25 protein-coding genes, 1 pseudogene and 1 riboswitch are annotated in these 22,026 nt (G+C 61.8%); of the genes and pseudogenes, 5 read left to right on the forward strand and 21 right to left on the reverse strand.

All coding sequences use genetic code 11. The features are described from left to right. Positions 1-55: 55 nt before the first annotated feature. The 11 genes from rnhA to coxB all read right to left on the reverse strand — a co-directional run bounded on the left by rnhA (position 56) and on the right by coxB (position 9,150). The gene (rnhA, locus tag C1M53_RS01425; protein ID WP_129410605.1) at positions 56-589 is read right to left on the reverse strand and encodes a ribonuclease HI; all 534 of its coding nucleotides are present in this window, start codon (positions 587-589) and stop codon (positions 56-58) included. Further along, a complete protein-coding gene (locus C1M53_RS01430) occupies positions 586-1,548 on the reverse strand; it encodes a homoserine kinase (RefSeq protein WP_129410606.1) in 963 nt (320 codons plus the stop codon). Before C1M53_RS01430 ends, rnhA begins: the two co-directional genes overlap by 4 nt. Next, entirely contained in the window at positions 1,548-2,558 is a 1,011-nt protein-coding gene (gene ispH, locus C1M53_RS01435) for a 4-hydroxy-3-methylbut-2-enyl diphosphate reductase (RefSeq protein WP_129410607.1), read from the reverse strand. Before ispH ends, C1M53_RS01430 begins: the two co-directional genes overlap by 1 nt. Positions 2,559-2,641: 83 nt before the next feature. Beyond that, the gene (locus C1M53_RS01440; RefSeq protein ID WP_129410608.1) at positions 2,642-3,394 is read right to left on the reverse strand and encodes an SURF1 family protein; all 753 of its coding nucleotides are present in this window, start codon (positions 3,392-3,394) and stop codon (positions 2,642-2,644) included. Then, on the reverse strand, positions 3,391-3,777 hold the full coding sequence (locus tag C1M53_RS01445) for a DUF983 domain-containing protein (RefSeq protein ID WP_129410609.1): 387 nt from the start codon (positions 3,775-3,777) through the stop codon (positions 3,391-3,393). Before C1M53_RS01445 ends, C1M53_RS01440 begins: the two co-directional genes overlap by 4 nt. A gap of 106 nt (positions 3,778-3,883) precedes the next feature. After that, positions 3,884-4,771, reverse strand: a complete 888-nt coding sequence (locus C1M53_RS01450) for a cytochrome c oxidase subunit 3 (protein ID WP_129410610.1) — start codon at positions 4,769-4,771, stop codon at positions 3,884-3,886. A 1-nt stretch (position 4,772) separates the two neighbouring features. After that, positions 4,773-5,402 carry a cytochrome c oxidase assembly protein gene (locus C1M53_RS01455; RefSeq protein ID WP_129415971.1) on the reverse strand — a complete coding sequence of 210 codons (630 nt, stop codon included), beginning with the start codon at positions 5,400-5,402 and terminating at the stop codon, positions 4,773-4,775. 8 nt (positions 5,403-5,410) lie between these two features. After that, complete coding sequence (locus tag C1M53_RS01460; RefSeq protein ID WP_129410611.1) at positions 5,411-5,581, reverse strand: hypothetical protein; 171 nt, start codon at positions 5,579-5,581, stop codon at positions 5,411-5,413. Beyond that, a complete protein-coding gene (locus tag C1M53_RS01465) occupies positions 5,578-6,522 on the reverse strand; it encodes a heme o synthase (protein ID WP_129410612.1) in 945 nt (314 codons plus the stop codon). The genes C1M53_RS01460 and C1M53_RS01465 overlap by 4 nt, the downstream gene beginning before the upstream one ends. A gap of 73 nt (positions 6,523-6,595) precedes the next feature. Next, entirely contained in the window at positions 6,596-8,245 is a 1,650-nt protein-coding gene (gene ctaD / locus C1M53_RS01470) for a cytochrome c oxidase subunit I (protein ID WP_129410613.1), read from the reverse strand. A gap of 38 nt (positions 8,246-8,283) precedes the next feature. After that, entirely contained in the window at positions 8,284-9,150 is an 867-nt protein-coding gene (gene coxB, locus C1M53_RS01475; protein WP_245488396.1) for a cytochrome c oxidase subunit II, read from the reverse strand. 365 nt (positions 9,151-9,515) lie between these two features. On the opposite strand from coxB, the gene C1M53_RS01480 reads away from it, so the two are divergent. The 3 genes and pseudogenes from C1M53_RS01480 (at position 9,516) to C1M53_RS01490 (ending at position 12,257) form a co-directional block, all read left to right on the forward strand. After that, positions 9,516-10,037, forward strand: coding sequence for an invasion associated locus B family protein (locus C1M53_RS01480; RefSeq protein ID WP_129410615.1), 522 nt, complete (start codon positions 9,516-9,518; stop codon positions 10,035-10,037). Positions 10,038-10,116: 79 nt separating this feature from the next. Further along, a pseudogene (gene tldD, locus C1M53_RS01485) lies at positions 10,117-11,528 on the forward strand (metalloprotease TldD). 21 nt (positions 11,529-11,549) lie between these two features. After that, complete coding sequence (locus tag C1M53_RS01490) at positions 11,550-12,257, forward strand: NAD-dependent deacylase (RefSeq protein ID WP_129410616.1); 708 nt, start codon at positions 11,550-11,552, stop codon at positions 12,255-12,257. A 9-nt stretch (positions 12,258-12,266) separates the two neighbouring features. Here C1M53_RS01490 and C1M53_RS01495 read toward each other — a convergent pair whose 3' ends face one another. The 6 genes from C1M53_RS01495 to C1M53_RS01520 all read right to left on the reverse strand — a co-directional run bounded on the left by C1M53_RS01495 (position 12,267) and on the right by C1M53_RS01520 (position 18,181). Beyond that, positions 12,267-13,508 (reverse strand): class I SAM-dependent RNA methyltransferase, encoded by a 1,242-nt coding sequence (locus C1M53_RS01495; protein WP_129410617.1) that lies wholly within the window; start codon positions 13,506-13,508, stop codon positions 12,267-12,269. Continuing rightward, on the reverse strand, positions 13,505-14,269 hold the full coding sequence (locus C1M53_RS01500; protein WP_129410618.1) for a TlyA family RNA methyltransferase: 765 nt from the start codon (positions 14,267-14,269) through the stop codon (positions 13,505-13,507). Before C1M53_RS01500 ends, C1M53_RS01495 begins: the two co-directional genes overlap by 4 nt. A gap of 47 nt (positions 14,270-14,316) precedes the next feature. Further along, complete coding sequence (locus C1M53_RS01505; protein ID WP_129410619.1) at positions 14,317-14,574, reverse strand: hypothetical protein; 258 nt, start codon at positions 14,572-14,574, stop codon at positions 14,317-14,319. Positions 14,575-14,759: 185 nt separating this feature from the next. Then, positions 14,760-16,673 (reverse strand): 1-deoxy-D-xylulose-5-phosphate synthase, encoded by a 1,914-nt coding sequence (gene dxs / locus C1M53_RS01510; protein ID WP_129410620.1) that lies wholly within the window; start codon positions 16,671-16,673, stop codon positions 14,760-14,762. Between the two features lie 90 nt (positions 16,674-16,763). Beyond that, complete coding sequence (locus tag C1M53_RS01515) at positions 16,764-17,684, reverse strand: pirin family protein (RefSeq protein WP_129410621.1); 921 nt, start codon at positions 17,682-17,684, stop codon at positions 16,764-16,766. 125 nt (positions 17,685-17,809) lie between these two features. Then, on the reverse strand, positions 17,810-18,181 hold the full coding sequence (locus tag C1M53_RS01520; RefSeq protein WP_165358015.1) for an MAPEG family protein: 372 nt from the start codon (positions 18,179-18,181) through the stop codon (positions 17,810-17,812). Positions 18,182-18,258: 77 nt separating this feature from the next. Between C1M53_RS01520 and C1M53_RS01525 the strand changes: the two genes are divergently transcribed. After that, positions 18,259-18,633 carry a helix-turn-helix domain-containing protein gene (locus tag C1M53_RS01525; RefSeq protein WP_129410623.1) on the forward strand — a complete coding sequence of 125 codons (375 nt, stop codon included), beginning with the start codon at positions 18,259-18,261 and terminating at the stop codon, positions 18,631-18,633. A 59-nt stretch (positions 18,634-18,692) separates the two neighbouring features. On the opposite strand, the gene C1M53_RS01530 is transcribed toward C1M53_RS01525, so the two are convergent. From C1M53_RS01530 to C1M53_RS01540, 3 genes are all read right to left on the reverse strand, one after another. Then, positions 18,693-18,980: a DUF2277 domain-containing protein gene (locus C1M53_RS01530; protein WP_129410624.1), complete on the reverse strand. Its 288-nt coding sequence runs from the start codon at positions 18,978-18,980 to the stop codon at positions 18,693-18,695. 74 nt (positions 18,981-19,054) lie between these two features. Further along, the gene (locus tag C1M53_RS01535) at positions 19,055-19,309 is read right to left on the reverse strand and encodes an exodeoxyribonuclease VII small subunit (protein ID WP_129410625.1); all 255 of its coding nucleotides are present in this window, start codon (positions 19,307-19,309) and stop codon (positions 19,055-19,057) included. A gap of 3 nt (positions 19,310-19,312) precedes the next feature. After that, positions 19,313-20,239 carry a histone deacetylase family protein gene (locus C1M53_RS01540; RefSeq protein WP_129410626.1) on the reverse strand — a complete coding sequence of 309 codons (927 nt, stop codon included), beginning with the start codon at positions 20,237-20,239 and terminating at the stop codon, positions 19,313-19,315. Positions 20,240-20,352: 113 nt separating this feature from the next. Further along, positions 20,353-20,541, forward strand: a riboswitch (cobalamin riboswitch). A gap of 45 nt (positions 20,542-20,586) precedes the next feature. Here C1M53_RS01540 and bluB point away from each other — a divergent pair. Next, the gene (bluB, locus tag C1M53_RS01545) at positions 20,587-21,324 is read left to right on the forward strand and encodes a 5,6-dimethylbenzimidazole synthase (RefSeq protein ID WP_129410627.1); all 738 of its coding nucleotides are present in this window, start codon (positions 20,587-20,589) and stop codon (positions 21,322-21,324) included. Positions 21,325-21,328: 4 nt separating this feature from the next. Here bluB and C1M53_RS01550 read toward each other — a convergent pair whose 3' ends face one another. Beyond that, the gene (locus C1M53_RS01550) at positions 21,329-21,943 is read right to left on the reverse strand and encodes a TetR/AcrR family transcriptional regulator (RefSeq protein WP_165358016.1); all 615 of its coding nucleotides are present in this window, start codon (positions 21,941-21,943) and stop codon (positions 21,329-21,331) included. Between the last annotated feature and the right edge of the window lie 83 nt (positions 21,944-22,026).

Below are 22,026 nucleotides of genomic sequence, written 5' to 3' on the forward strand. Positions count from 1 at the left end.
TGGACACGGGAAGCAACAAGCCGAGGGCCTTCCATCGTGGAAGGGCATCGGCCGTTCAATAGCTCTGCGACGACCGACGGGGCTTCGGAGCGCTGGTCTTCGCCGGCGCATCGACCCTGGGGGGACGAGCGGCGCTCGCCGTTGCGGAACCCGACTTCTTGAAAGGCGCCATGCCCTCGCGAGCCAGTTCGTCAGCGCGCTCGTTTTCCGGATGACCGGCGTGACCCTTGACCCAGTGCCAGGTCACATCGTGACGCCGGTTGGCCTCGTCCAGGGCCTGCCAGAGTTCGCCATTCTTGACCGGCTTCTTGTCAGCGGTCTTCCAGCCGTTGCGCTTCCAGCCATGGATCCACTTGGAGATGCCGTCCATGACATATTTGCTGTCGGTGTGAAGATCGACCTTGCAGGCTTCCTTCAACGCATTCAGCCCGGAGATTGCCGCCAGCAGCTCCATGCGGTTGTTGGTGGTATCCGCTTCGCCGCCCGACAGCTCCTTGGTCTTGCCGTTGAAGCGCAGGATGGCGCCCCAGCCGCCCGGTCCCGGATTGCCGGAACAGGCTCCGTCGGTGAAAACCTCGACATGCTTCATTTCAGGCCATACTCGGATGCTGAGCCGATCGCGCGGTGGAAGCGCATGCGGCGGATGTATTCAGTCGGATCACGCTTGATGACAAGGCCGCCGTCAGGAACGGTCAGCCAGTCATAGAGACGCGTCAGCATGAAGCGCAGCGCAGAGCCGCGCGCCAGCATTGGCAGCGCCTCCCGCTCTGCCGCATCGAGCGGCCGCACGCTCTGGTAGCCGGCCAGCAGCGCAGTTCCCTTGGTCAAGTTGAAGGAAAAGTCCTTCTCGAAGCACCAGGCATTGAGGCAGGTGGCGAGATCGTAAGCGTAGAAATCGTCGCAGGCGAAATAGAAGTCGATCAGGCCTGACAGCTTCTCGCCAAGGAAGAAGACGTTGTCCGGGAAGAGATCGGCATGGATGATGCCTGTCGGCAGACCTTCCGGCCAGTTGCGGCCGAAGTCGGCGAAATCCGCGTCGACCTCGGCCGCGAGACCAGGTTCGACCTCGTCGGCGCGCGCGCGTGACGCCTCCCAGAGCTTGCGCCAGCCATCGATCGCAAGCGCATTGTCGCGGTGCATGGCGAAATCGGCACTGGCCAGATGCATTGCGGCCAGGGCCTTGCCGACTTCCCGGCAGTGCGCGACGCCGGGTTTGCGCAACCACATGCCTTCCAGGAAGGTGATGATGACTGCCGGCCGACCGGCCAGTGTGCCGATCATGGAACCGTCGTGGCGCTGCACCGGCAGCGGGCATGAGATGCCCTTCTTGGCGAGATGATCCATCAGCCCGAGGAAGAAAGGCAGGTCAGCCTTTTCCACGCGCTTTTCGTAAAGTGTCAGGATGAAGGAGCCTGTCGTGGTGTGCAGCAGGAAGTTGGAATTTTCCGTACCCTCGGCGATGCCCTTGTAGGAAAGCAGCTCACCGACCGAATACTCCCTCAGGAAAGCCGCAAGCTCGCCCTCACCCACATCGGTATAGACCGCCATCACACGGTCCCGTTTACGAAGGCCATGTCGGCCGGTGTCAGTTCGACATCGCGCAGCACCCGCATCACCGGGAAGTCCTCCGTTTCCGTAGCCGTCACCGCCAGTTCGACTGAAACGTCGAAACGCTGGCGGAAGGCATTGATGATCTCATCGACGATGATCTCCGGCGCCGAGGCACCCGCGGAGAGGCCAAGCGTCCGTATCGAGCCGATGTCATTCCACGGAATCTCGGAAGCGCGCTGCACGAGAAGCGACATCGCAGCACCCGCGCGCTCCGCCACTTCGACAAGACGGCGCGAGTTCGAAGAATTCGGCGCGCCGACAACCAGATAGAGATCGCAGCCGGGAGCGGTCTCCTTCACCGCATCCTGCCGATTGGTCGTTGCGTAGCAGATCGATTCCGCCGCCGCCGCCTGCAAGGCAGGGAAACGTTCCTCCAAGGCCCGGATGATGCCAGCGGTGTCTTCCACCGAGAGCGTCGTCTGGGTGACAAAACCAAGCGCCTCGGGATCCGCAGGCTGGAATGAAGCTGCGTCTGCTTCCGTCTCGATCAGCGTCACCGCGCCGTCAGGCAACTGTCCCATCGTGCCGATCACCTCCGGGTGGCCGGCATGGCCGATCAGAAGCACGTGGCGACCGAGGCGCTGGTGGCGCATGGCCTGCTTGTGCACCTTGGAGACAAGCGGACAAGTGGCGTCGAGATAAAAGAGGTTCCGCGCCACGGCGTCCGCCGGCACGGACTTCGGCACGCCATGCGCCGAGAACACCACCGGGGACTGCTTGTGTTCCTCCGGGATCTCGGAAAGTTCCTCGATGAAAACCGCACCGAGGTTTTGCAAGCCCTCGACCACATAGCGGTTGTGGACGATCTCATGGCGGACATAAACCGGTGCGCCGTATTTCTTCAGTGCCAGCACGACGATCTGGATGGCGCGATCGACGCCGGCGCAGAAACCACGTGGCTGGCAGAGCCTGATCGTGAGCGGCGGTTTAACGGCTTTGTTCAACATGCTTTCCCATCGGCTGGACGCGCGGCGCTCCCGTGCGGACATGATGTCCGCCACCCCTGTCTGTCAAGGGCGCGGACGGACTCTCAGGCCGTCCTTCGGTTCTTGCGAAACCAGACTGCGACGACACCGACGAGCGCTGCCGCGAGACCGTACCAGGTCAGCGCATATTGCAGATGGTTGTTGGGCAGGTCGACCATGGTGGTGCCGCCAACCGGCAAACCGCCCGGATTGGGTGCCTTTCCGGCATCGACGAAGAAGGGCAGCACCACGGCCCCGGCAGGCAGGCCTGCTGTGGCAGCCATGGCATCGCGATCCTTCCAATAGAAGATGTTCTTGGCGAGGTCGTTATCCGGCACCATCATCGACGGCTTGCCGCTCAGCGGATTGCGGGCCAGGCCAGCGACAGTGACCTCACCAGGAATTTCGCCCTCGGCGCGCTTGGTCGGATCCTTCATTTCATAGGGCACGAAACCGCGGTTGACGAAGACAAAACGTCCGTCGGTCAATCTCAAGGGCGTGTAGACGCTGTAACCTGTCTGGCCGTCCCAGGTGGTGAAGAAATAACGCTCGCCCTCATGCAGGAACGTGCCGCTCAGCGTGACAGCGACATAATCGACATCGCCGGAGGCAGCGTACTGCCTCTCGGCGTCAGCCAGTGTCACAGGATTGGCATTCATGCGCTGGTCGATCGTCTCGATCAGCTTCTCTTTCCAGGCAAGCCGCTCGACCTGCCAGGTGCCGAGACCAATCAGCACGATGAAAGCAATCAGGCCAAGACCGAGTGCCAGTGCCTTGCGCGGCGCACTTCCCTGGGCCGAATGGGATGCGGCAGTCATCGTGGCTGGTCCAGCCTGCCTTCAGCGGCCTTGTTGCGATACTGCAAGGTGAGCAGCACGCCCTTGATGAGCCGCAGCGCCGCCAGACACAGCACCATTGCCAAAGGGATCCAGAGCAGGAAATGCAGCCAGAGCGGCGGCGCAAAAGTGACCTCGAGCCACAGCGCCAGACCGACAACGATGAAGCCGATGATGAGAATGACGAAAACGGCCGGTCCGTCACCGGCATCAGCGTAAGAGTAGTCAAGGCCGCAATTGTAGCAGCACTTGCCGACTGTCAGGAAACCCGAAAACAGGCGCCCTTCTCCGCAGCGCGGGCAGCGCCCCTTCAGGCCGGCCTGGATCGGATCGATCGGCGGCCATATCGCCTTGTCTTCACTCATGCCGGTCTTTCTAGAACCTTTCGGGGCCGAGTTGAACGCCCGGTCCGAAAGAAAGAGGCGGCCACGTTGCCGCAGCCGCCTCCCCTAAAACCCTTATGCGGATCGATCAGTGGCCTTCGATGACCGCGCCCATCGAACCCCAGACATAGATCGAGGCAAACAGGAACAGCCAGACCACGTCGACGAAGTGCCAGTACCAGGCAGCAGCTTCGAAGCCGAAATGCTGCTTTGGCGTGAAGTCACCCTTCATTGCGCGAACCAGGCAGACCAGCAGGAAGATGGTGCCGATGATGACGTGGAAACCGTGGAAGCCGGTCGCCATGAAGAAGGTGGCACCGTAGATGGAATCCTTGAAGCCGAACGGAGCGTGGATGTACTCATAGGCCTGAACCATGGTGAACAGCATGCCGAGGCCAACCGTCAGCACCAGGCCGTTGATGAGACCCTTGCGGTCGCCGTGGATCAGCGAATGGTGCGCCCAGGTCACCGTCGTGCCCGACAGGAGCAGGATGACGGTGTTGTAGAGCGGCAGATGGAAGGGGTCGAGCACTTCCATGCCCTTGGGCGGCCAGACACCGCCGGTGAAGGTGGTGCGCGCCGCCTGGATGGCTTCGTTCGGGAACAGGCTGGCGTCGAAGTAGGCCCAGAACCAGGCGACGAAGAACATCACCTCGGAGGCGATGAACATGATCATGCCGTAGCGGAGGTGGAGCGAAACCACCTTGGTGTGGTGCCCCTCATGCGCTTCCTTGATCGTGTCCGACCACCAGCCATACATCGTATAGAGCACGATGATCAGGCCGATCAGAAGCACCCAGAAGTGTGCCTTGGCAACGTCTACACCGAAGAGGTGGAACGACGTACCCTTGAGATACTGCATGTAGAAGATGCCACCGAACGCCATGACCAACGCGCCGACGGAACCCAGGAAGGGCCATGGGCTCGGATCAATGATGTGGTAGTCGTGGTTCGGTTTGGCGTGTCCGTCAGCCATGTCATCCCCCGAGATTTGCTTCGGTATTGGAAATTGCCTTGCCGCTTTCCTTGGTCCCCACGGCCGCAACCGGCTTGTTCTTGTCAGCCTGGAACATGGTGTAGGAAAGCGTGATGGTTTTGATGTTCTTCATTTCCGGCACCTTGAGGATGTCCGGATCGACGTAGAAGACGATCGGCATGTCGACCGTTTCGCCCGCCTTCAGCGTCTGGTTGGTGAAACAGAAGCATTCAACCTTGTTGAAATAGGCGCCCGCCAGTTCCGGCGTCACGTTGAAGGTCGCACGGCCGGTCGTCGGCGTGCTGAACTTGTTCGTTGCCTTGTAGGCGACCTGTCTGGTTTCGCCGAGCTTGATGGTGACTTCGCGCTGCACCGGCTCGAATTCCCATGGAACTCCGGCCGTGTTGGCGTCGAAGCGAACGGTGATTTCGCGGTCGAGCACACGGTTGGAATACTGCGTGGCACGCTGCGTCGTGCCGCCATACCCGGTGACCTGACAGAACATGGCGTAGAGCGGCACTGCCGCATAAGCCATGCCGACCATGGCACCAAAGAACGCCACGCAACCACCAGCGACTGCCAGGTTGGTCTTGCGCTTCTTCTGTTCGGCGGCTGTCTTTTCCAGGTCCATCATCAACCTCACATCGGCCGGTTGATGATGGGCGTGCCGAACTTCACGATCGTCGCCACGTAGAAGATGACGACCAGCACGCCAAGCGCCACGGCAATCGCAACCGAGCGGCTGCGGCGCGCCTTTTTCTGGCGTTCGGTCAGCGTGACCAGTTCGAGTTTTTCATCCATTGCACTCATGCCCCACCCAGAACCAGAACGCGGGCGACAACGCTATCGGCAAGATAAGCGGCGAAGATGGCGAACAGATAAAGCAGCGAATAACCAAACAGCGCCTTGGCCGGCTTCATCACACGATCGCTGTCGGGCATGCGCAGCACACCCCAGGAATACCAGACAAAACCAATGCCCAGGAGTACTGCCGGAACGCCGTAGATGGCAGACGTATAGCCGAGCAGCCAGGGCAGCACGCCAATGGGCGCCAGGATGACTGCATAGGCGAAAATCTGGCGGCGGGTCGAAGCCTCGCCAGCGACGTTCGGCATCATCGGGATGCCCGCGCGCCCGTAGTCACCCGACTTGAACAGCGCAAGTGCCCAGAAATGCGGTGGTGTCCACAGGAAGATGATGAGGAAGAGGATAACGCTTTCCAGGCTCACCGCCCCGGTCGCGGCGGCCCAGCCGATGACAGGCGGGAAAGCGCCCGCCGCCCCACCGATGACAATGTTCTGCGGCGTCCAGCGCTTCAGCCACATCGTGTAGATGACGGCGTAGAAGAAGATCGTGAAGGCGAGAAGCGCAGCTGACAGCCAGTTCACGAGCACGCCTAGCGTCATCACCGACAGCGCCGACAACACCAGGCCGAAGCTCAGCGCCTCGCCGGGCAAGACGCGTCCGGATGGGATCGGGCGGCTGGCGGTACGGGTCATGACGGCATCGATGTCGGCATCGTACCACATGTTGAGCGCGCCCGATGCACCAGCACCGATGGCGATCGCCAGAATGGCGATGACGGCGATCAACGGGTTCATGGTGACCGGAGCCGCCACCAGGCCGACAAAGGCGGTGAAGACCACCAGCGACATCACACGCGGCTTGAGCAGCGCAAAATAGTCGCCCGCTGTCGCCTCCGACATGCGGGAGCCCACTTGCTCCATGTGTGAATTGTCAACCAGGGCCATTGCGTACTTGAAGTCCATTCCGTTTGGCCAAAACCGCCGGCCGGGCCGGCGGTCTCGATCGTTCAATGCTGCCTTACTTGACCTTGGGCAGCTGTTCCCACTGATGGTAAGGCGGCGGCGAAGGCAGCTGCCATTCCAGCGTGGTCGCACCCTCACCCCAGGGATTGGCACCGGCGATGCGCTTCTTCCGGAATGCCTCGAAGACACCGTAGAGGAAGATCAGGACGCTGACGCCGGAAATGTAGGAGCCAACCGACGAAACGTAGTTCCAGCCGGCAAACGCATCCGGATAGTCGATGTAGCGACGCGGCATGCCCGACAGACCAAGGAAGTGCTGTGGGAAAAACACCAGGTTCACGCCGATGAACATGATCCAGAAATGCGAACGCGCGATGAACGGCGAGTACATGTAGCCGGTCATCTTCGGGAACCAGTAGTACCAGCCGGCGAAGATCGCGAAGACGGCGCCGAGCGACAGCACGTAGTGGAAGTGCGCGACAACGTAGTAGGTATCCTGCAGCGAGCGGTCGAGGCCAGCGTTGGCGAGCTGGACGCCGGTGACGCCACCGACCGTGAACAGGAAGATGAAGCCTACTGCCCACAGCATCGGCGTACGGAAAGAGATCGAGCCGCCCCACATGGTTGCGATCCACGAGAAGATCTTGATGCCGGTCGGCACCGCGATGACCATCGTGGCGAACACGAAGTAGCGCTGCGTGTTGAGCGAAATACCGGTGGTGTACATGTGGTGCGCCCACACGACGAAGCCGACGGCGCCGATCGCAACCATGGCATAGGCCATGCCGAGATAGCCGAACACCGGCTTGCGCGAGAAGGTCGCGATGATGTGGCTGACGATGCCGAAGCCAGGCAGGATCAGGATGTACACTTCAGGATGACCGAAGAACCAGAACAGGTGCTGGAACAGGATCGGGTCGCCGCCATTCTCGGGCACGAAGAAGGAGGTGCCGAAGTTGCGGTCGGTGAGCAGCATGGTGATGGCGCCAGCCAGGACCGGCAGCGACAGCAGCAGCAGGAAGGCGGTGACCAGAACCGACCAGGCAAATAGCGGCATCTTGTGCAGCGTCATGCCCGGAGCGCGCATGTTGAAGATGGTGGTGATGAAGTTGATGGCACCGAGGATCGACGAAGCACCGGCGATGTGGATCGACAGGATCGCCAGGTCCATGGCCGGCCCAGGCTGACCGGAGGTCGACATCGGCGGATAGATCGTCCAGCCACCGCCGACACCGTAGGCGCCGGGCGCGCTCGGCACGAACATCGAGGTGAGCAGCAGGATGAAGGCCGGCGGCAGCAACCAGAAGGAGATGTTGTTCATGCGCGGGAACGCCATATCCGGCGCACCGATCATGATCGGCACCATCCAGTTGGCGAAACCGCCGATCAGGGCCGGCATGACCATGAAGAAGATCATGATCAGCGCGTGCGCGGTGGTGAAGGCATTGAACATCGACTTGCCGGCGTCGATTGCGGCATCGCCGTTGACGCCGTAGACCATGGAGGCAAGACCCGGGAAAATCTGGATGCCCGGCTCCGCGAGCTCCCAGCGCATCATGATCGACAGGAAGCCGCCGATGATGCCGGCCATGATCGCGAAGATCAGGTACAGCGTGCCGATATCCTTGTGGTTGGTCGAATTGACCCAGCGGACCCAGCCTTTAGGCTTGTGGTCGTGATCGTCGTGAGCCGCTGCCTGCGCCATGTTCCGCTCCGTTCCCTATCCTTGTTTCGACCGCGGCATCAGTTGCCGGCGGACGCAACCTTGTTGGTACCATCGACCTCGGCCATCAGTGCCTTGTTGGCACCCGGGAGGTCGGTCTTGGCCGCAGCCAGCCAAGTATCATATTGCTTTTCCGATACGACGCGCACGGCGATCGGCATGAAGGCATGGTCCTTGCCGCACAGTTCCGAGCACTGACCGTAATAGAGGCCTTCCTTCTCGGCCTTGAACCAGGTCTCGTTGATGCGCCCCGGAACGGCGTCGACCTTGATGCCGAAGGCCGGCACGGCATAGGCATGGATCACGTCGGCACCGGTCACGAGAACGCGCACGACGACACCGACCGGAACGACCAGTTCGTTGTCGACCGCCAGGAGACGCGGATATTTGCCCTTGTCTTCCTTGCCGAGACCCGCGCGATCAGCATCGGCCAGGATTGCCGAGTTGAAGGAGAACGGCTGCTCGAACTGATACTCGTAGTCCCAGTTCCACTGGTTGCCAGTGGCCTTGACCGTGAGCTTCGGCTCTTCCGGCGGGCTGTACTGCGCGGTCAGGAGCTGAAAGGACGGAATGGCGATGGCCAGCAGCACCAGGACCGGCCCCAGCGTCCAGGCCACCTCGATCATCGTGTTGTGACTGGTCTTCGACGGCGTCGGATTGACGCTCGCGCGGAACTTCAGGATGCACCACGCCAGCAGGAAGAGCACGAACAGCGTGATCGGCACGATGAACCAGAGCGTATAACGCTCGAACCAGACGATCTGGCTCATGATGTTTGTCGCCGCTGGCTGGAAGGTCATCTCCCAATCACGCGGCTGATCGGCCTGGGCAGCAGACCCGGCGAAAAACATGAATGCGGCACCAGCGCCAGCAAGGAACTTCTTCATCGCCCTCTTCATCTCCCAGTCCCCGTCCTGCGATCAGGTGGCAGGAATACGATATAACGCCGGGACAGGGAATCCCGGACGGTCCAGATTGGTTCAAACCATACTCTCTTTCCCGCCGCAAGAAAGGAGCGGGTAAAACCATGCGGCATTTTTGCGCGCGCCTTGATTGATCGCGCTTGCATGCATAGGCGCCACGACAATCAAGCTGCTGTCGCATGACCATGGCAGAGACAATCGCGGCAAATTGAGCTATTTGCGCTGGAAAATCGTATTGTTGCCGCAGTTGAAAGGGATTGCGCGTCGCCCTCACGCTTTTCCTTAGCGGTGCCGGGGCTTAAAGTGGCGTGATTCGGAATGGAGCCGACATGAACTCTTGGGTTTCGAGAACCTTGGCGAAGGTCATCTTTCTCGCCGCCCTTGCCGGAGCCGGACAGGCGATGGCTGCAGCACAGCAGCCGAGCGGCAATGTGAAGTCCACGCACGGCGCCTGGTCGATCATCTGCGACACGCCTGCCGGCGCGACGTCCGAACAATGCGTGATGATGCAGAACGTGGTGGCCGAGGATCGGCCCGAGATGGGCCTTTCGGTCGTCGTGCTGCGCACAGCCGACAACAAGGCCGAAATCCTGCGCGTGCTGGCGCCGCTCGGCGTCCTGCTCCCCAACGGCCTTGGTCTCAACGTCGACGGCAAGGATATCGGCCGCGCTTACTTCGTGCGCTGCTTCCAGGACGGCTGTTATGCCGAGGTGATCCTGGAAAAGCCGTTACTTGAAACGCTGAAGAGCGGCAAGGCCGCCACCTTCATCGTCTTCCAGACGCCGGAAGAAGGCATCGGCATTCCCGTCGACCTCAAGGGTTTCGCCGACGGCTTCAACGCCCTGCCCTGACGATCATCACGGCCGCGCATTGCCGAACGGCGCCCCGGCGCCTACATCGGGACCAACAGTTCTTTCAAGGATGCGCGCCATGAGCAGCCTCATCAGCCGATTCGACATTTCCGAAGAGCGGATCAAGAAGATCGTCGCGGATACCATCAAGGGTGCCGATGACGGCGAACTCTTCCTCGAATACAGCGAAAGCGAAGCGCTGATGTTCGACAATGGCCGGCTGAAGACAGCCAATTTCAACACCGACCAGGGTTTCGGACTGCGCGTCGTCGCCGGCGAAGCCAGTGGCTACGCTCATGCCGGCGATCTTTCGGAAGCTGCACTGCAACGCGCCGCCGGCGCGGTTGCCACGGTGAAGGCCGGTTATTCGGGCACCCTGGCCGATGCACCGCCGCGCACCAACCGCCGTCTCTACGGCGACGAGAACCCGATCCCCTCGCCCGGCTTCGAAGCCAAGGCGAAGCTGCTGCAGGAGATCGATGCCTGGACGCGCGCCGAGGATCCGCGCGTGCGGCAGGTGACCGCGGCGCTCGCGGCGTCCTGGCAGCAGGTCGAGATCCTGCGCGCCGACGGGCAGCTGGTGCGCGATATCCGGCCGCTCGTACGCCTCAACATCTCGGTCATGGTCGGTGACGGCGACCGGCAGGAGACAGGCTCTTACGGCATGGGCGGCCGCACCGGTTTCGGCGAGTTCCTCGTGGAGCACAGCTGGAAACACGCCGCCAAGGAGGCGCTGCGCCAGGCATTGGTCAATCTCGAGGCAATTCCGGCGCCGGCCGGAACGTTCGACATCGTCCTGTCGAGCGGCTGGCCGGGTGTCATGCTGCACGAAGCGGTCGGGCATGGACTGGAAGGCGACTTCAACCGCAAGAAGACGTCGGCTTTCGCAGGCCTTCTCGGCCAGCAGGTCGCCGCCAAAGGCGTGACCGTCGTCGATGATGGCACCATCGCCGAGCGACGCGGCTCGCTGACCGTGGACGACGAAGGCACTCCGACGAACCGTACCGTGCTGATCGAAGACGGCAAGCTGGTGGGTTACATGCAGGATCGCCAGAACGCACGACTGATGGGCATGGCCGCCACCGGCAATGGCAGGCGCGAATCCTACGCCCACCAGCCAATGCCGCGCATGACCAACACCTACATGACCGCCGGCGACCACACGCCGGAAGAGATCATCGCTTCAGTGAAGAAAGGCATCTATGCCGTTTCCTTCGGCGGCGGCCAGGTCGACATCACCTCGGGCAAGTTCGTGTTCGGCTGCACCGAGGCCTATATGATCGAGGACGGCAAGGTCACGCAGCCGATCAAGGGCGCGATGCTGATCGGCAACGGTCCGGATGCGATGCATCGCGTCACCATGGTCGGCAACGACATGAAGCTGGATACCGGCATCGGCTGTGCGGCAAGGCCGGCCAGGGCGTGCCGGTCGGTGTCGGCCAGCCACACCTGCGCATGAACCAGATGACGGTCGGCGGCACGCAGGTCTAGCCACCGGCCAATCAGTCGATCATGCCCGCATACAAATCCATCGTCATCCTCACCGGCGCCGGGATCTCGGCGGAATCGGGCGTCGATACTTTTCGCGACAAGGATGGCATCTGGTCCAGGGTCGACTATCGCGACGTGGCAACGCCGGAAGGCTTCATTCGTGATGCCGCCAGGGTGCATGAATTCTACAATCAGCGCCGGCGCGGCATGGCCACGGTGAACCCGAATGCCGCCCATGCCGCGCTGGCACGGCTGGAGCGCGAGTTTTCAGGTTCCGTCCTGCTGGTCACGCAGAACATCGATGACCTGCATGAACGAGCAGGCTCGACCAATCTGATCCACATGCATGGCGAACTCGGCAAGGCGCTGTGCCAGGCCTGCGAGCAGCGCTCGGCCTGGTCGAAGGACATGTCCGCGCTGTCGCAATGCCCCGCCTGTGGCGCTGTCGGCTATCTGCGTCCCGACGTCGTCTGGTTCGGCGAGATGCCCTACCAGATGGAACGCATCTATGCCGCGCTGGCAGGCTGCGACCTGTTCCTCTCGATCGGCACCAGCGGCAATGTCTATCCGGCGGCTGGCTTCGTCGAGGAGGCACGGCTCCATGGCGCGCACACGGTCGAGCTGAACCTCGAACCGTCGGATGGCCACAGCAGCTTCAATGAGGCCGTTCTCGGCAAGGCGACCGAAATCGTTCCAGCCTTTGTCGATGGAATGCTTTCTGCTCGCTGACGAACGCTTTCAGCGCCGCTTCCTCGGCTTCTCCAGCAGCGCCACCGCCTCGACATGCGGAGACCACAGGAACTGGTCGATCGGGGTCACGCTCTTCAATTGATAGCCACCGTCGATGAGAATGCGCAGGTCGCGCGCCAGCGTGACGGGGTTGCAGGAAACAGCAGCGACGAAAGGCACGTCCGAGCGGGCGATCTGCCTGGACTGATCTTCGGCACCGGCGCGCGGCGGGTCGAATACGACGGCGTCAAAGGCTGCCAGTTCCTTGAATGTCAGCGGCCGACGATCGAGATCGCGACGTTCGACAGTCACGCGCTTCAATCCGCCGGCAAAACGAAAGCCGCGATCGAGCGCGGCGAGCGCCGGCCCGTCGTTTTCAACCGCAAGAACCTCGGCGTTGGCTGCAAGCCTCAGCGCAAAGGTTCCACATCCTGAAAACAGATCAGCGACCCTTTTCGCCTTGCGCACATGCGCAGTCACGAGGGCCGCCATCGCATTCTCAGCCTCGGCCACAGCCTGCACGAAAGCGCCCGGCGGCGGCGTGACAGTCGCCGAGCCGAAGACGAGTGTCGGCTTGACCGCTTCGACGATGATCTCGCCATCGATGGAGAGCCTGGCGAGACCGGATTTTATGACGAAATCCGTGGCGGCGCGGCGGATCGCTTCGGTGGGCTTGCCGCAATCGGCAGCCGCGACGTCCAGTCCCGACGCCGTGGCGGTGACCAGGAAGCGGAATGGCTTCGATGTGTTGGCGACGATGCTGGCAAGGTGCCGCAAGACGCTTGCTGACCCGACGATGGTCGGCAGCAGCACCGGGCATTCTTCGATATCGACAAGGATGTTGGAGAAAGCCTGATTGTAGCCCAGATGCAACCCGGTATCGGTGTTGCGTGCGGTGAAAGCGGCGCGGCGACGGCTGTGCGGCGTGCAGGCAACGAGGTCGGCCACTCCGGCTTCGACGCCCCTCGCCTTCAGCGCATGGACGACAAGGCCGCGCTTCCAGGCGCGATAAGCCCCGTCTTCGAGATGCTGGATGGCGCAACCGCCGCATTCGGTGAAATGCCTGCAAGCCGGCTTGATCCGCTCGGGCGAAGGCTCCAGCACGGCGAGCAGTTGCGCGCGATCCCGCTCACGTGCAGCGGTCACCACCTCGCCCGGCAGCGCAAAAGGGACAAAGACGTGGCCGCCATCGGCATCGACGACGCCGTCGCCCTGCGCGCCGAGCCTTGCGATCTGATAACGCGTGCTCATCGGTCTTTCACTCCGGCCAGCAGGAATTCACGGTTGCCGTCGCTGCCCTCGATCGGTGAAGGATGCAGGCCCAGCGCACGCCAGCCGGCGAACGCGTCGAGCCATCGCTGCAGATCGACGGCGACAGCTTCGGCCTCGGCAGGGTTCTTGAGCAAGCCGCCCTTGCCGATCGCTTCGCGTCCGGCTTCGAATTGCGGCTTGACCAGCAGCAAGGCACATGCGCCGGCTCTTGCCAGCTCGAGTGCTGGCGGCAATGCCAGTTTCAGCGAGATGAAGGACACGTCGGAGACGATGAAATCCGGTGCGTGGCCGTCAAGGTCGGCAATCGAAAGCGCGCGGGCGTTGAGCCCCTCGATGGATGTCACGCGAGGATCGGCTGCGATCGAGGCATGCATCTGGCCATGGCCGACATCGACGGCGGTTACATGGGCAGCACCACGCTCAAGCAGCACCTGCGTGAAACCGCCTGTCGAAGCGCCGATGTCCAGAGCTTGCGCACCCGAGGGATCAAGCTGGAAACGATCGAGCCCGGCGATCAGCTTCAGCGCGGCTCGGGAGACGTAATTGCGTGCGGGGTCATCCACCGCCAGATCGACATCGGACGACACATTCTGGCCGGGTTTGGTCACCACCGTTCCGCCGACCGAGACGGTGCCGCGCTCGACCGCATCGCGGGCGCGTGAGCGGCTGGCGAACAGACCGCGTGCAACGAGCAGGTCGTCGAGCCGCTGGCGCTGGCTGGCTGGCTGATGGGAACACATTCGCCTTCATTGGCGAAAGCAGCGCGCGAAGGCAAGTCGGGACTGATCTAGAAAAGCTGGCTGGCCGAAGGACGCTCGACTGCGGGCACGAGACCATCAGCAGGCGCCCGACGAGGCTGAGGCGTCTCCTGCACGACGATCATCTGCGGTACCTGATTGTAAGCGAAACCGCCGCGCAGCGTTCCAATGTTGGCCGCCACGATGTCGATGGCGGCCTGTTCGAGAACGCGATCATATTGCGGTTCTGCCCACACCGGCCCAACCAGCAATAGCATGCCGGTCGCGCCAGCCGTAAACGCTCTCATAATGTCTCTCCCTGCCTTGGGTCTTCCTAGCAGGGGCGTTGTTGAAAAACGGGCAAGAGAGAAGGTAAGCGAAGCACCAAAAAGCAACCTGAACAACAGGTTAATCAGGATTGCCGAGAAAGAGATTCTCGCACGTTGAGACGGTGATTCAAGCCGTTCACAAACAGAATCAAGTTGTTGGCGCTCTAGGCGCGCTGCGCGCTCGCGACATGGCCAAGTGCTGCGAATACCGTGCGTACGATGCCGGTCGCATCGAGCCCGGCATCGGCGTACATCTTCTCCGGCTTGGCATGGTCGGTGAAAGCATCCGGCAGGACCAGCGGGCGCACCTTGAGACCGCTCTCGAGCAGACCTTCATGGGCAAGGAAATGCAGCACCTGTGCGGCAAAACCACCGATGGCACCTTCTTCAACCGTCACCAGGATTTCGTGCGAACGAGCCAGGCGACGGATCAGGTCGTGATCGAGCGGCTTGGCGAAACGCGCATCCGCCACGGTCGTCGACAAGCCTGCCGCGCTGAGTTCGTCGGCCGCTGCGAGACAGTCCTGCAAGCGCGTGCCGAAGGAGAGCAGCGCCACCTTGGAGCCTTCGCGAACGATGCGGCCTTTGCCGATCTCCAGCGGCGAGCCACGCTCGGGCATGTCGATACCAATGCCGTTGCCGCGTGGATAACGGAACGAGATCGGACCCTCATCATACTCGGCGGCGGTGCGCACCATGTGGCGCAATTCCACCTCGTCGCTGGCCGCCATGACGACGAAGTCTGGCAGCGAGGCAAGGAAGGTGGTGTCGAACGCACCGCAATGGGTGGCGCCATCAGCGCCGACATAGCCGGCACGGTCGATCGGAAAACGCACGGGCAGCTTCTGGATCGCGACGTCGTGCACGACCTGATCGTAGGCGCGCTGCAGGAAGGTCGAGTAGATCGCGGCGAACGGCTTGTAGCCTTCGGTGGCAAGGCCGGCTGCAAAGGTCACTGCGTGCTGCTCGGCGATACCGACATCGAAAGTGCGGTTCGGGAAGACTTCTCCGAACAGATCGAGGCCGGTGCCTGTCGGCATGGCCGCTGTAACGGCAACGATCTTGTCGTCCTCGCAGGCTTCGCGGATCAGGCTTTCGGCAAAGACATTGGTGTAGGTCGGCGCATTGGCCGGGGCTTTCGCCTGCGCACCCGTGATGACGTCGAAGCGGTTGACGCCGTGGTATTTGTCGGCTGCCGCTTCGGCGGGCGCGTAACCCTTGCCCTTCTGCGTCACGACATGGATCAGGACGGGACCTTTGCCATTGTCGCGCACATTCTTCAGAACCGGAATGAGATGCTCGAGATTGTGGCCGTCGATCGGACCGATGTGGAAGAAGCCAAGTTCCTCGAACAAGGTACCGCCGGTGACATAGCCTCGCGCATGCTCGACGGCGCGGGTGATTGCGCGGTCGGCGCGCTTGCCGAGATAGGATGTCAGCTTCTTGCCGAAATCGCGCAGGCCAAGATAGGTCTTGCCCGATCCAAGTCGCGCCAGATAGGCGCTCATGGCCCCGGTCGGCGGGGCGATCGACATGTCGTTGTCGTTCAGGATGACGATGAGGCGCGCATCGAGCGCGCCGGCGTTGTTCAGCGCCTCGAAGGCCATGCCGGCCGACATCGCACCGTCACCGATGACAGCGATGACATTGTTCTTGCCGCCCGCAAGATCGCGCGCCACGGCCATGCCGAGACCGGCCGAGATCGATGTGGAGGAATGGGCGGCACCGAATGGATCGTATTCGCTTTCCGCACGCCTGGTAAAACCGGAAAGCCCGTTCTCCTGGCGCAAGGTGCGGATGCGGTCGCGCCTGCCTGTCAGTATCTTGTGTGGATAGGCCTGGTGACCGACATCCCAAATGATCCTGTCATCCGGCGTGTCGAAGACATAGTGCAGCGCGACGGTGAGTTCGACGACGCCGAGACCTGCCCCGAGATGTCCGCCGGTCTGCGAAACGGCATCGACCAGTTCCGTGCGCAGCTCTTCCGCGAGCTGTGGCAGGTCACTTTCGGAAAGCTTCTTCATATCCGCGGGAATGCGGACCTTGTCGAGAAGCGGCGTTTGGGGTCTGGCGATCAATGGCTGGCCCGTTCGAGCTCACGTTCAAGAATATTCAAAAAATCGAATAGGCCTCCGACCGACGAAAGTAAATGTGCCGCAATGACACGCTCACCTGTCAGGCAGCGGAATGAACTCCTTTTCATCGCCCGGAACGATATCGAACCGGCCAGTCTTCCATTCCTGCTTGGCCTGTTCGATGCGTTCCTTCGATGAGGAAACAAAATTCCACCAGATGTAGCGTGGAGACCCCAGTGAAGCGCCACCGAACAACATGAAATGTGCACCCAATTCCGACGAAACGATGATCTCGTCGCCCGGGCGAAACACCAGAAGCCGGTTTTCTGGGAAACTGTCGCCGGAGATGGAGACAACCCCCTCGAGCACATAGATGGCACGCTCCTCGGCGTCGGCGGCGATACGGTACCTTGCGCCGGGCTCGAGCCGGATATCGGCGTACAGCGTGTCGTGGTAGGTGGTCACCGGTGCGCGGCGCCCCTCCAACTCGCCGATGATGAGGCGACCCGATACGCCCCCGGCGTTGAACTCCGGCAATTCGGCGCCGGCAGTGTTTTCGAAAACGGGCGCCATTTCTTCGTGCCTGTCAGGCAGCGCGATCCATGTCTGCAGCCCGGACATCGACATCGGCGCACCACGCATTTCCTCCGGCGTGCGCTCGGAATGGACAATGCCCCGACCTGCCGTCATCAGGTTCACGTCACCGGGCGAGATGACCATCTCGGTGCCCAGCGAATCGCGATGCCTGATCTTGCCGTCGAACAGATAGGTAACGGTGGAGAGCCCGATATGCGGATGCGGGCGCACGTCCAGCGCCTTGCCGGCGCGGAGGATGGCGGGGCCCATGCGATCGAAGAAGATGAAAGGACCGACCAGCCGGCGCCTGGCTGTCGGCAAGGCGCGGCGCACCTCGAAACCACCGATGTCCTTGGCGTTGGGCACCACCATCAGCTCGATGGCGTCGCAGGAAAAGGCATCGCCGGGTTCGGGGTCGTTTCCGGGAAAGAAGCTCATCGGGCGGGCTCCATCTGTTGATGACTTGCAGACAGAACCTATACCTCCGGCTCCCCAGGGCAAACCGCGGGATGTGGCGACGATGCGTTCACCGATCCGCTGAATTCGGTGGTTACGAATGCCGTTCAGATGGAAAGCAGCGTAATCGCGCCGATGATCAGGGCACTGTAGGTGCCGGCCATTCCCGGCGCGCTCAGTGGTGTCCTGGCCGTCATGATGCCGGCAAAGTGCAAGCAACGGCCGGCGATGAGCAGTCCGCCGATCGTCCACAGCAGGACCGCCGGTGCCTGCCGGTATTCGGCGATCGCCAGCACGATCAGAGCCAGAGGCACATATTCAGTGAAATTGCCCTGCGCCCGAATGCGCCGCATCAGCGTCGGGTCTTCACCGAAGCCAAGACGCACGCCGACCTTCTTGCGGCGCAAGCTGACCGCAATGCTCAGGGCGACCAGCGAAAGAGCCGCCAATGCAGCAACGATGGACGTAACCGGAAGCATTTCCCCCTCCAATGAGCGTTTTCGCAAGCTAACCATTTTTTACTTGCAAAATGCAAGTTAGAAAATCATGCTGCGTCATGACCAAGTTCCGCACCGGCTGTCCCATTGCCTCGGCGCTCGACATCGTCGGCGACAAGTGGTCGCTCGTGATCATCCGCTCGATGGTGGTGGGAGCGACCAGCTATTCCGACTTCCTGGCGATGGCCGAGAAGATCGCCACGAACATACTGGCCGAGCGGTTGAGCCGTCTGGAGGGTGCCGGCCTGATCCGACAGACAAAGGCGCGACAAGGTGCGACCCGTGGCGCCTACGCGCTGACTGCCAAAGGTGCGGCACTCATTCCAGCCCTTCAGGCGCTCGCACGGTGGGGTCAAGAAGAATTGTCCGAGCGCTGGACACCGCCGGAACGGTTCTACGCTGCCCGGCCCGGGGATTTCGACAAGCCGAAGTAGATCACATCGGTGTCGTGATGCGCACTGCGGCAGCCTGTCCGATGGGCGCGATCATGGCATTACTGGGCAGGTACCGGCTTGGGCCCAAACCGCTCGGCCGACTTGGCGCGGGCTTTTGCCGCCACTTCCTCGCGATTGCGCGGTGGCTGTGTGGTCTCAAGGACGACAAGCAGGTCGTGCGCTGCATTGGCAATGCTCCGCACCGCGTGGTCGAAGGCTTCCTTGTTGCGCATGGAAGGCTTGTTGGAGCCGCTGATCTTGCGCACGAACTGCAGCGCCGCCTCGTGAATTTCGGTATCCGTCGCCGGCGGTTCGAAGTTGAAGAGCGGCTTGATGTTACGACACATGGATATCTCCCTTTGATATGCCCGGTGTTGTCCCTGCCCCGTTTGAGCGGAATGCGCTCGGTATTCCGCCCTAACTATTGTTCCCCGTCCAGTGGTTCGGTGCCGACAGGCTTGCCGTCGCGGGCGAGCCTGATCTTCTCCACCTTGTCCTCGGCAGCCTTGAGCAGGCGATCGCAATGCGCCTTGAGCGCCTCGCCCCGTTCATAGATACGGATAGACTGGTCGAGCGGCACGTCGCCGCGTTCGAGATCGTCGACGATCTTCTCCAGCGCATCCAGCGCCTGCTCGAAGCTCATCGCCTTGACGTCCTGGTTCGCTTCCTCAGCCATGGCTCATCCTTTCATCAGGCGGCCGACATGCGCTGCGACCGAAAATGCCAATCCGTGCAGGTCGTAGCCGCCTTCCAGCAAGCTGACCAGCCTGTTTGAACTATGACGGCGGGCGCGATCCATCAACTGCCCGGTCGCCCAGTCGAAATCATCCTCGACAAGGTTGATCTCGGCCAACGGGTCGCGATGGTGCGCATCGAAACCGGCCGAGATGATGACGAGGTCCGGGGCGAAGGAATCGATCGCCGGCAGGACACGCGTGTTGAATGCCTCACGAAAGATATCGCTGCCCGTCGCCGGCGCCAGCGGCGCGTTGACGATGTTGCCGGCACCGGTCTCGTTTCTGGCACCGGTGCCCGGATAAAGCGGCATCTGATGCGTCGAGCAATACAGCACTGACGGGTCGTCCCAGAAGATGTCCTGCGTGCCGTTGCCGTGATGCACGTCCCAGTCGACGATGGCGACACGCTCGACGCCGTGTTTTTCCTGCGCGTAGCGAGCGGCGATCGCGGCCGTGTTGAACAGGCAGAAACCCATGGCGGTGGTTTTCTCGGCATGGTGGCCCGGCGGACGCGCGGCCACGAAGACATTGTCCGCTTTGCCGGTGAAAACGTCGTCCACGGCGGCATTGGCGGCGCCAATGGCGGTCAGCGCCGCCTGCCAGGTTTTCGGACTCGCCACCGTGTCGGAATCGATGACGGCGATGCCGTCTGACGGGATCGCCTTGCGCACGCGCTCGACGAAATCCTTCGGATGACAATAGAGGACAGTCGACTCGTCGCCCATCGGCGCTTCTTGCCGGTCGAGCGCGGCAAAGGCCTCGTCATCCAATATCCGTTCGATGGCGCGCAGCCGGTCCGGCCGCTCCGGATGACCGGTGGGCGTGATGTGTTCCAGGAAAATCGGATGGGTGTAGAGACGGGTCGTCATGGGGGCACCTTATCAGCAATGGAGATGATGGCCACGCGACAGGTGACAGCCTGTTGGGGAAAAGGCGTCATCCGACGTCGAGATCAGGGCTGTCTTTGCTCGCAAACTCAGCTAGTTTCGCCGCACTGTCAGGTGCCTGCCGCGAGGCGGGAGAATCGGGAACACGGTGAAAATCCGTGGCGTGCCCAACGCTGTAAGGGGGACCGCTCGGCAAAAGCCACTGTCCGTGAAAACGGACGGGAAGGCGCCGACAAGCGGGACGAACCCGAGCCAGAAGACCGGCCAGGCAGGAATGGTCATCCGCATGGACGGGCTGATGACGTTGTTTCGATCGCAAGGGAAACGCGATGAACGCCGTCCGCAATCACACATGTCGTTCCTTCGGAGATTTTGGCTTCGGAGATATTGAGCGAGAAGCCATCTATCGCGCCATCTTCACACGCCGCGACGTGCGCAGCCATTTCCGGCCCGATCCGATCGACGACGCGGTGCTTTCCCGCCTGCTCATGGCCGCGCACCACGCGCCGTCCGTAGGCTTCATGCAACCCTGGAACTTCATTGTCATCCGCGACCAGAAACGGCGCGCGGCGGTGCGCGATCTTTTCCTGACAGCCCGATCCCAAGAACTGCCGCATATTGCGGAGGATCGGCAGGCGCTCTACCGCAAGCTCAAGCTCGAAGGCATCTGCGAAAGCCCACTCAATCTCTGCATCACCTGCGATCGCTCGCGCAGCGAGAACTCGCCGCTCGGGCGCTGGCACAATTCGCAAATGGATCTCTTCAGCACGGTATGCGCGGTACAGAATTTCTGGCTGGCAGCACGGGCCGAAGGGATCGGCGTCGGCTGGGTGAGCATCCTGAACGCCGATGCGCTCAAAGACCTGCTCGACATCCCCGATCATGTCGTGCCGGTCGCCTATCTTTGTGTCGGGCACGTCTCCGAATTCGCCAGCCAACCTGACCTCGAACGCAATGGCTGGGGCTCGCGCCTGCCGCTCTCCGACCTCGTCATGAGCGAGACCTATGCCGGCGTCGGCGAGGATGCGCTGAAAGCCGCGGCCAACGCGATCGCAAACAGAGGGTGAGAAGTCAGACGGCAGTCTTGCCGTCCACCAGCAAACCTTCCATGAGCGCGCGAAACGCGTTGACCGCCTTTGTCGAGATGGCGGCAGGATCATCGGAGTTTGCAATCCACTGCGCAGCATAGAGCGAGGCGCCGCTGATCAGCCGTGCCATCGCTTCGGGATCGATGTCGCGGCGGATAACCCCCTCTTCCTTCAGCGCTGCAAGGTTCCTGGTTATCGACAGGATACAGGCATTGGCGTTTGGCCATTGCGCCGGATCACCAAGGACAGCGGGCCCATCACATAGCACGATGCGCTGGACTTCCGGATCCAGCGCCATTTCGACATAGCCGATGTTCTCGTCCATGAAGCCCTGCCAACGCGTCTCGGCCTTGGCAGAGACAGCATTGAGACGCGCCGCCATTTCGCAATCGATCTGGGCGATCACGGCTTCGAACAACCCCTTCTTGTCACCGAAATGATGATACAGCGCGCCGCGCGTCAGCCCCGCGTCCGCGGTGAAATCATCCATCGACGCATTCGCATAGCCAACTGTCGCAAAGGCCCGTCGCGCGGAAGAAATCAGCTTCGCACGCGTCTCGGCGATCATCTCGCTGCGGGGTTTATGGGCTGTCCTCATTGGTTCTTTCCCTTGCCGCTTCTGCTTTTTACATACGCCGCGTATATTTTTCACATACTCGGCGTATATTAATTGACATACGT

The organism is Mesorhizobium sp. Pch-S (genome assembly GCF_004136315.1).
In the GTDB taxonomy this organism is placed as follows: domain Bacteria; phylum Pseudomonadota; class Alphaproteobacteria; order Rhizobiales; family Rhizobiaceae; genus Mesorhizobium.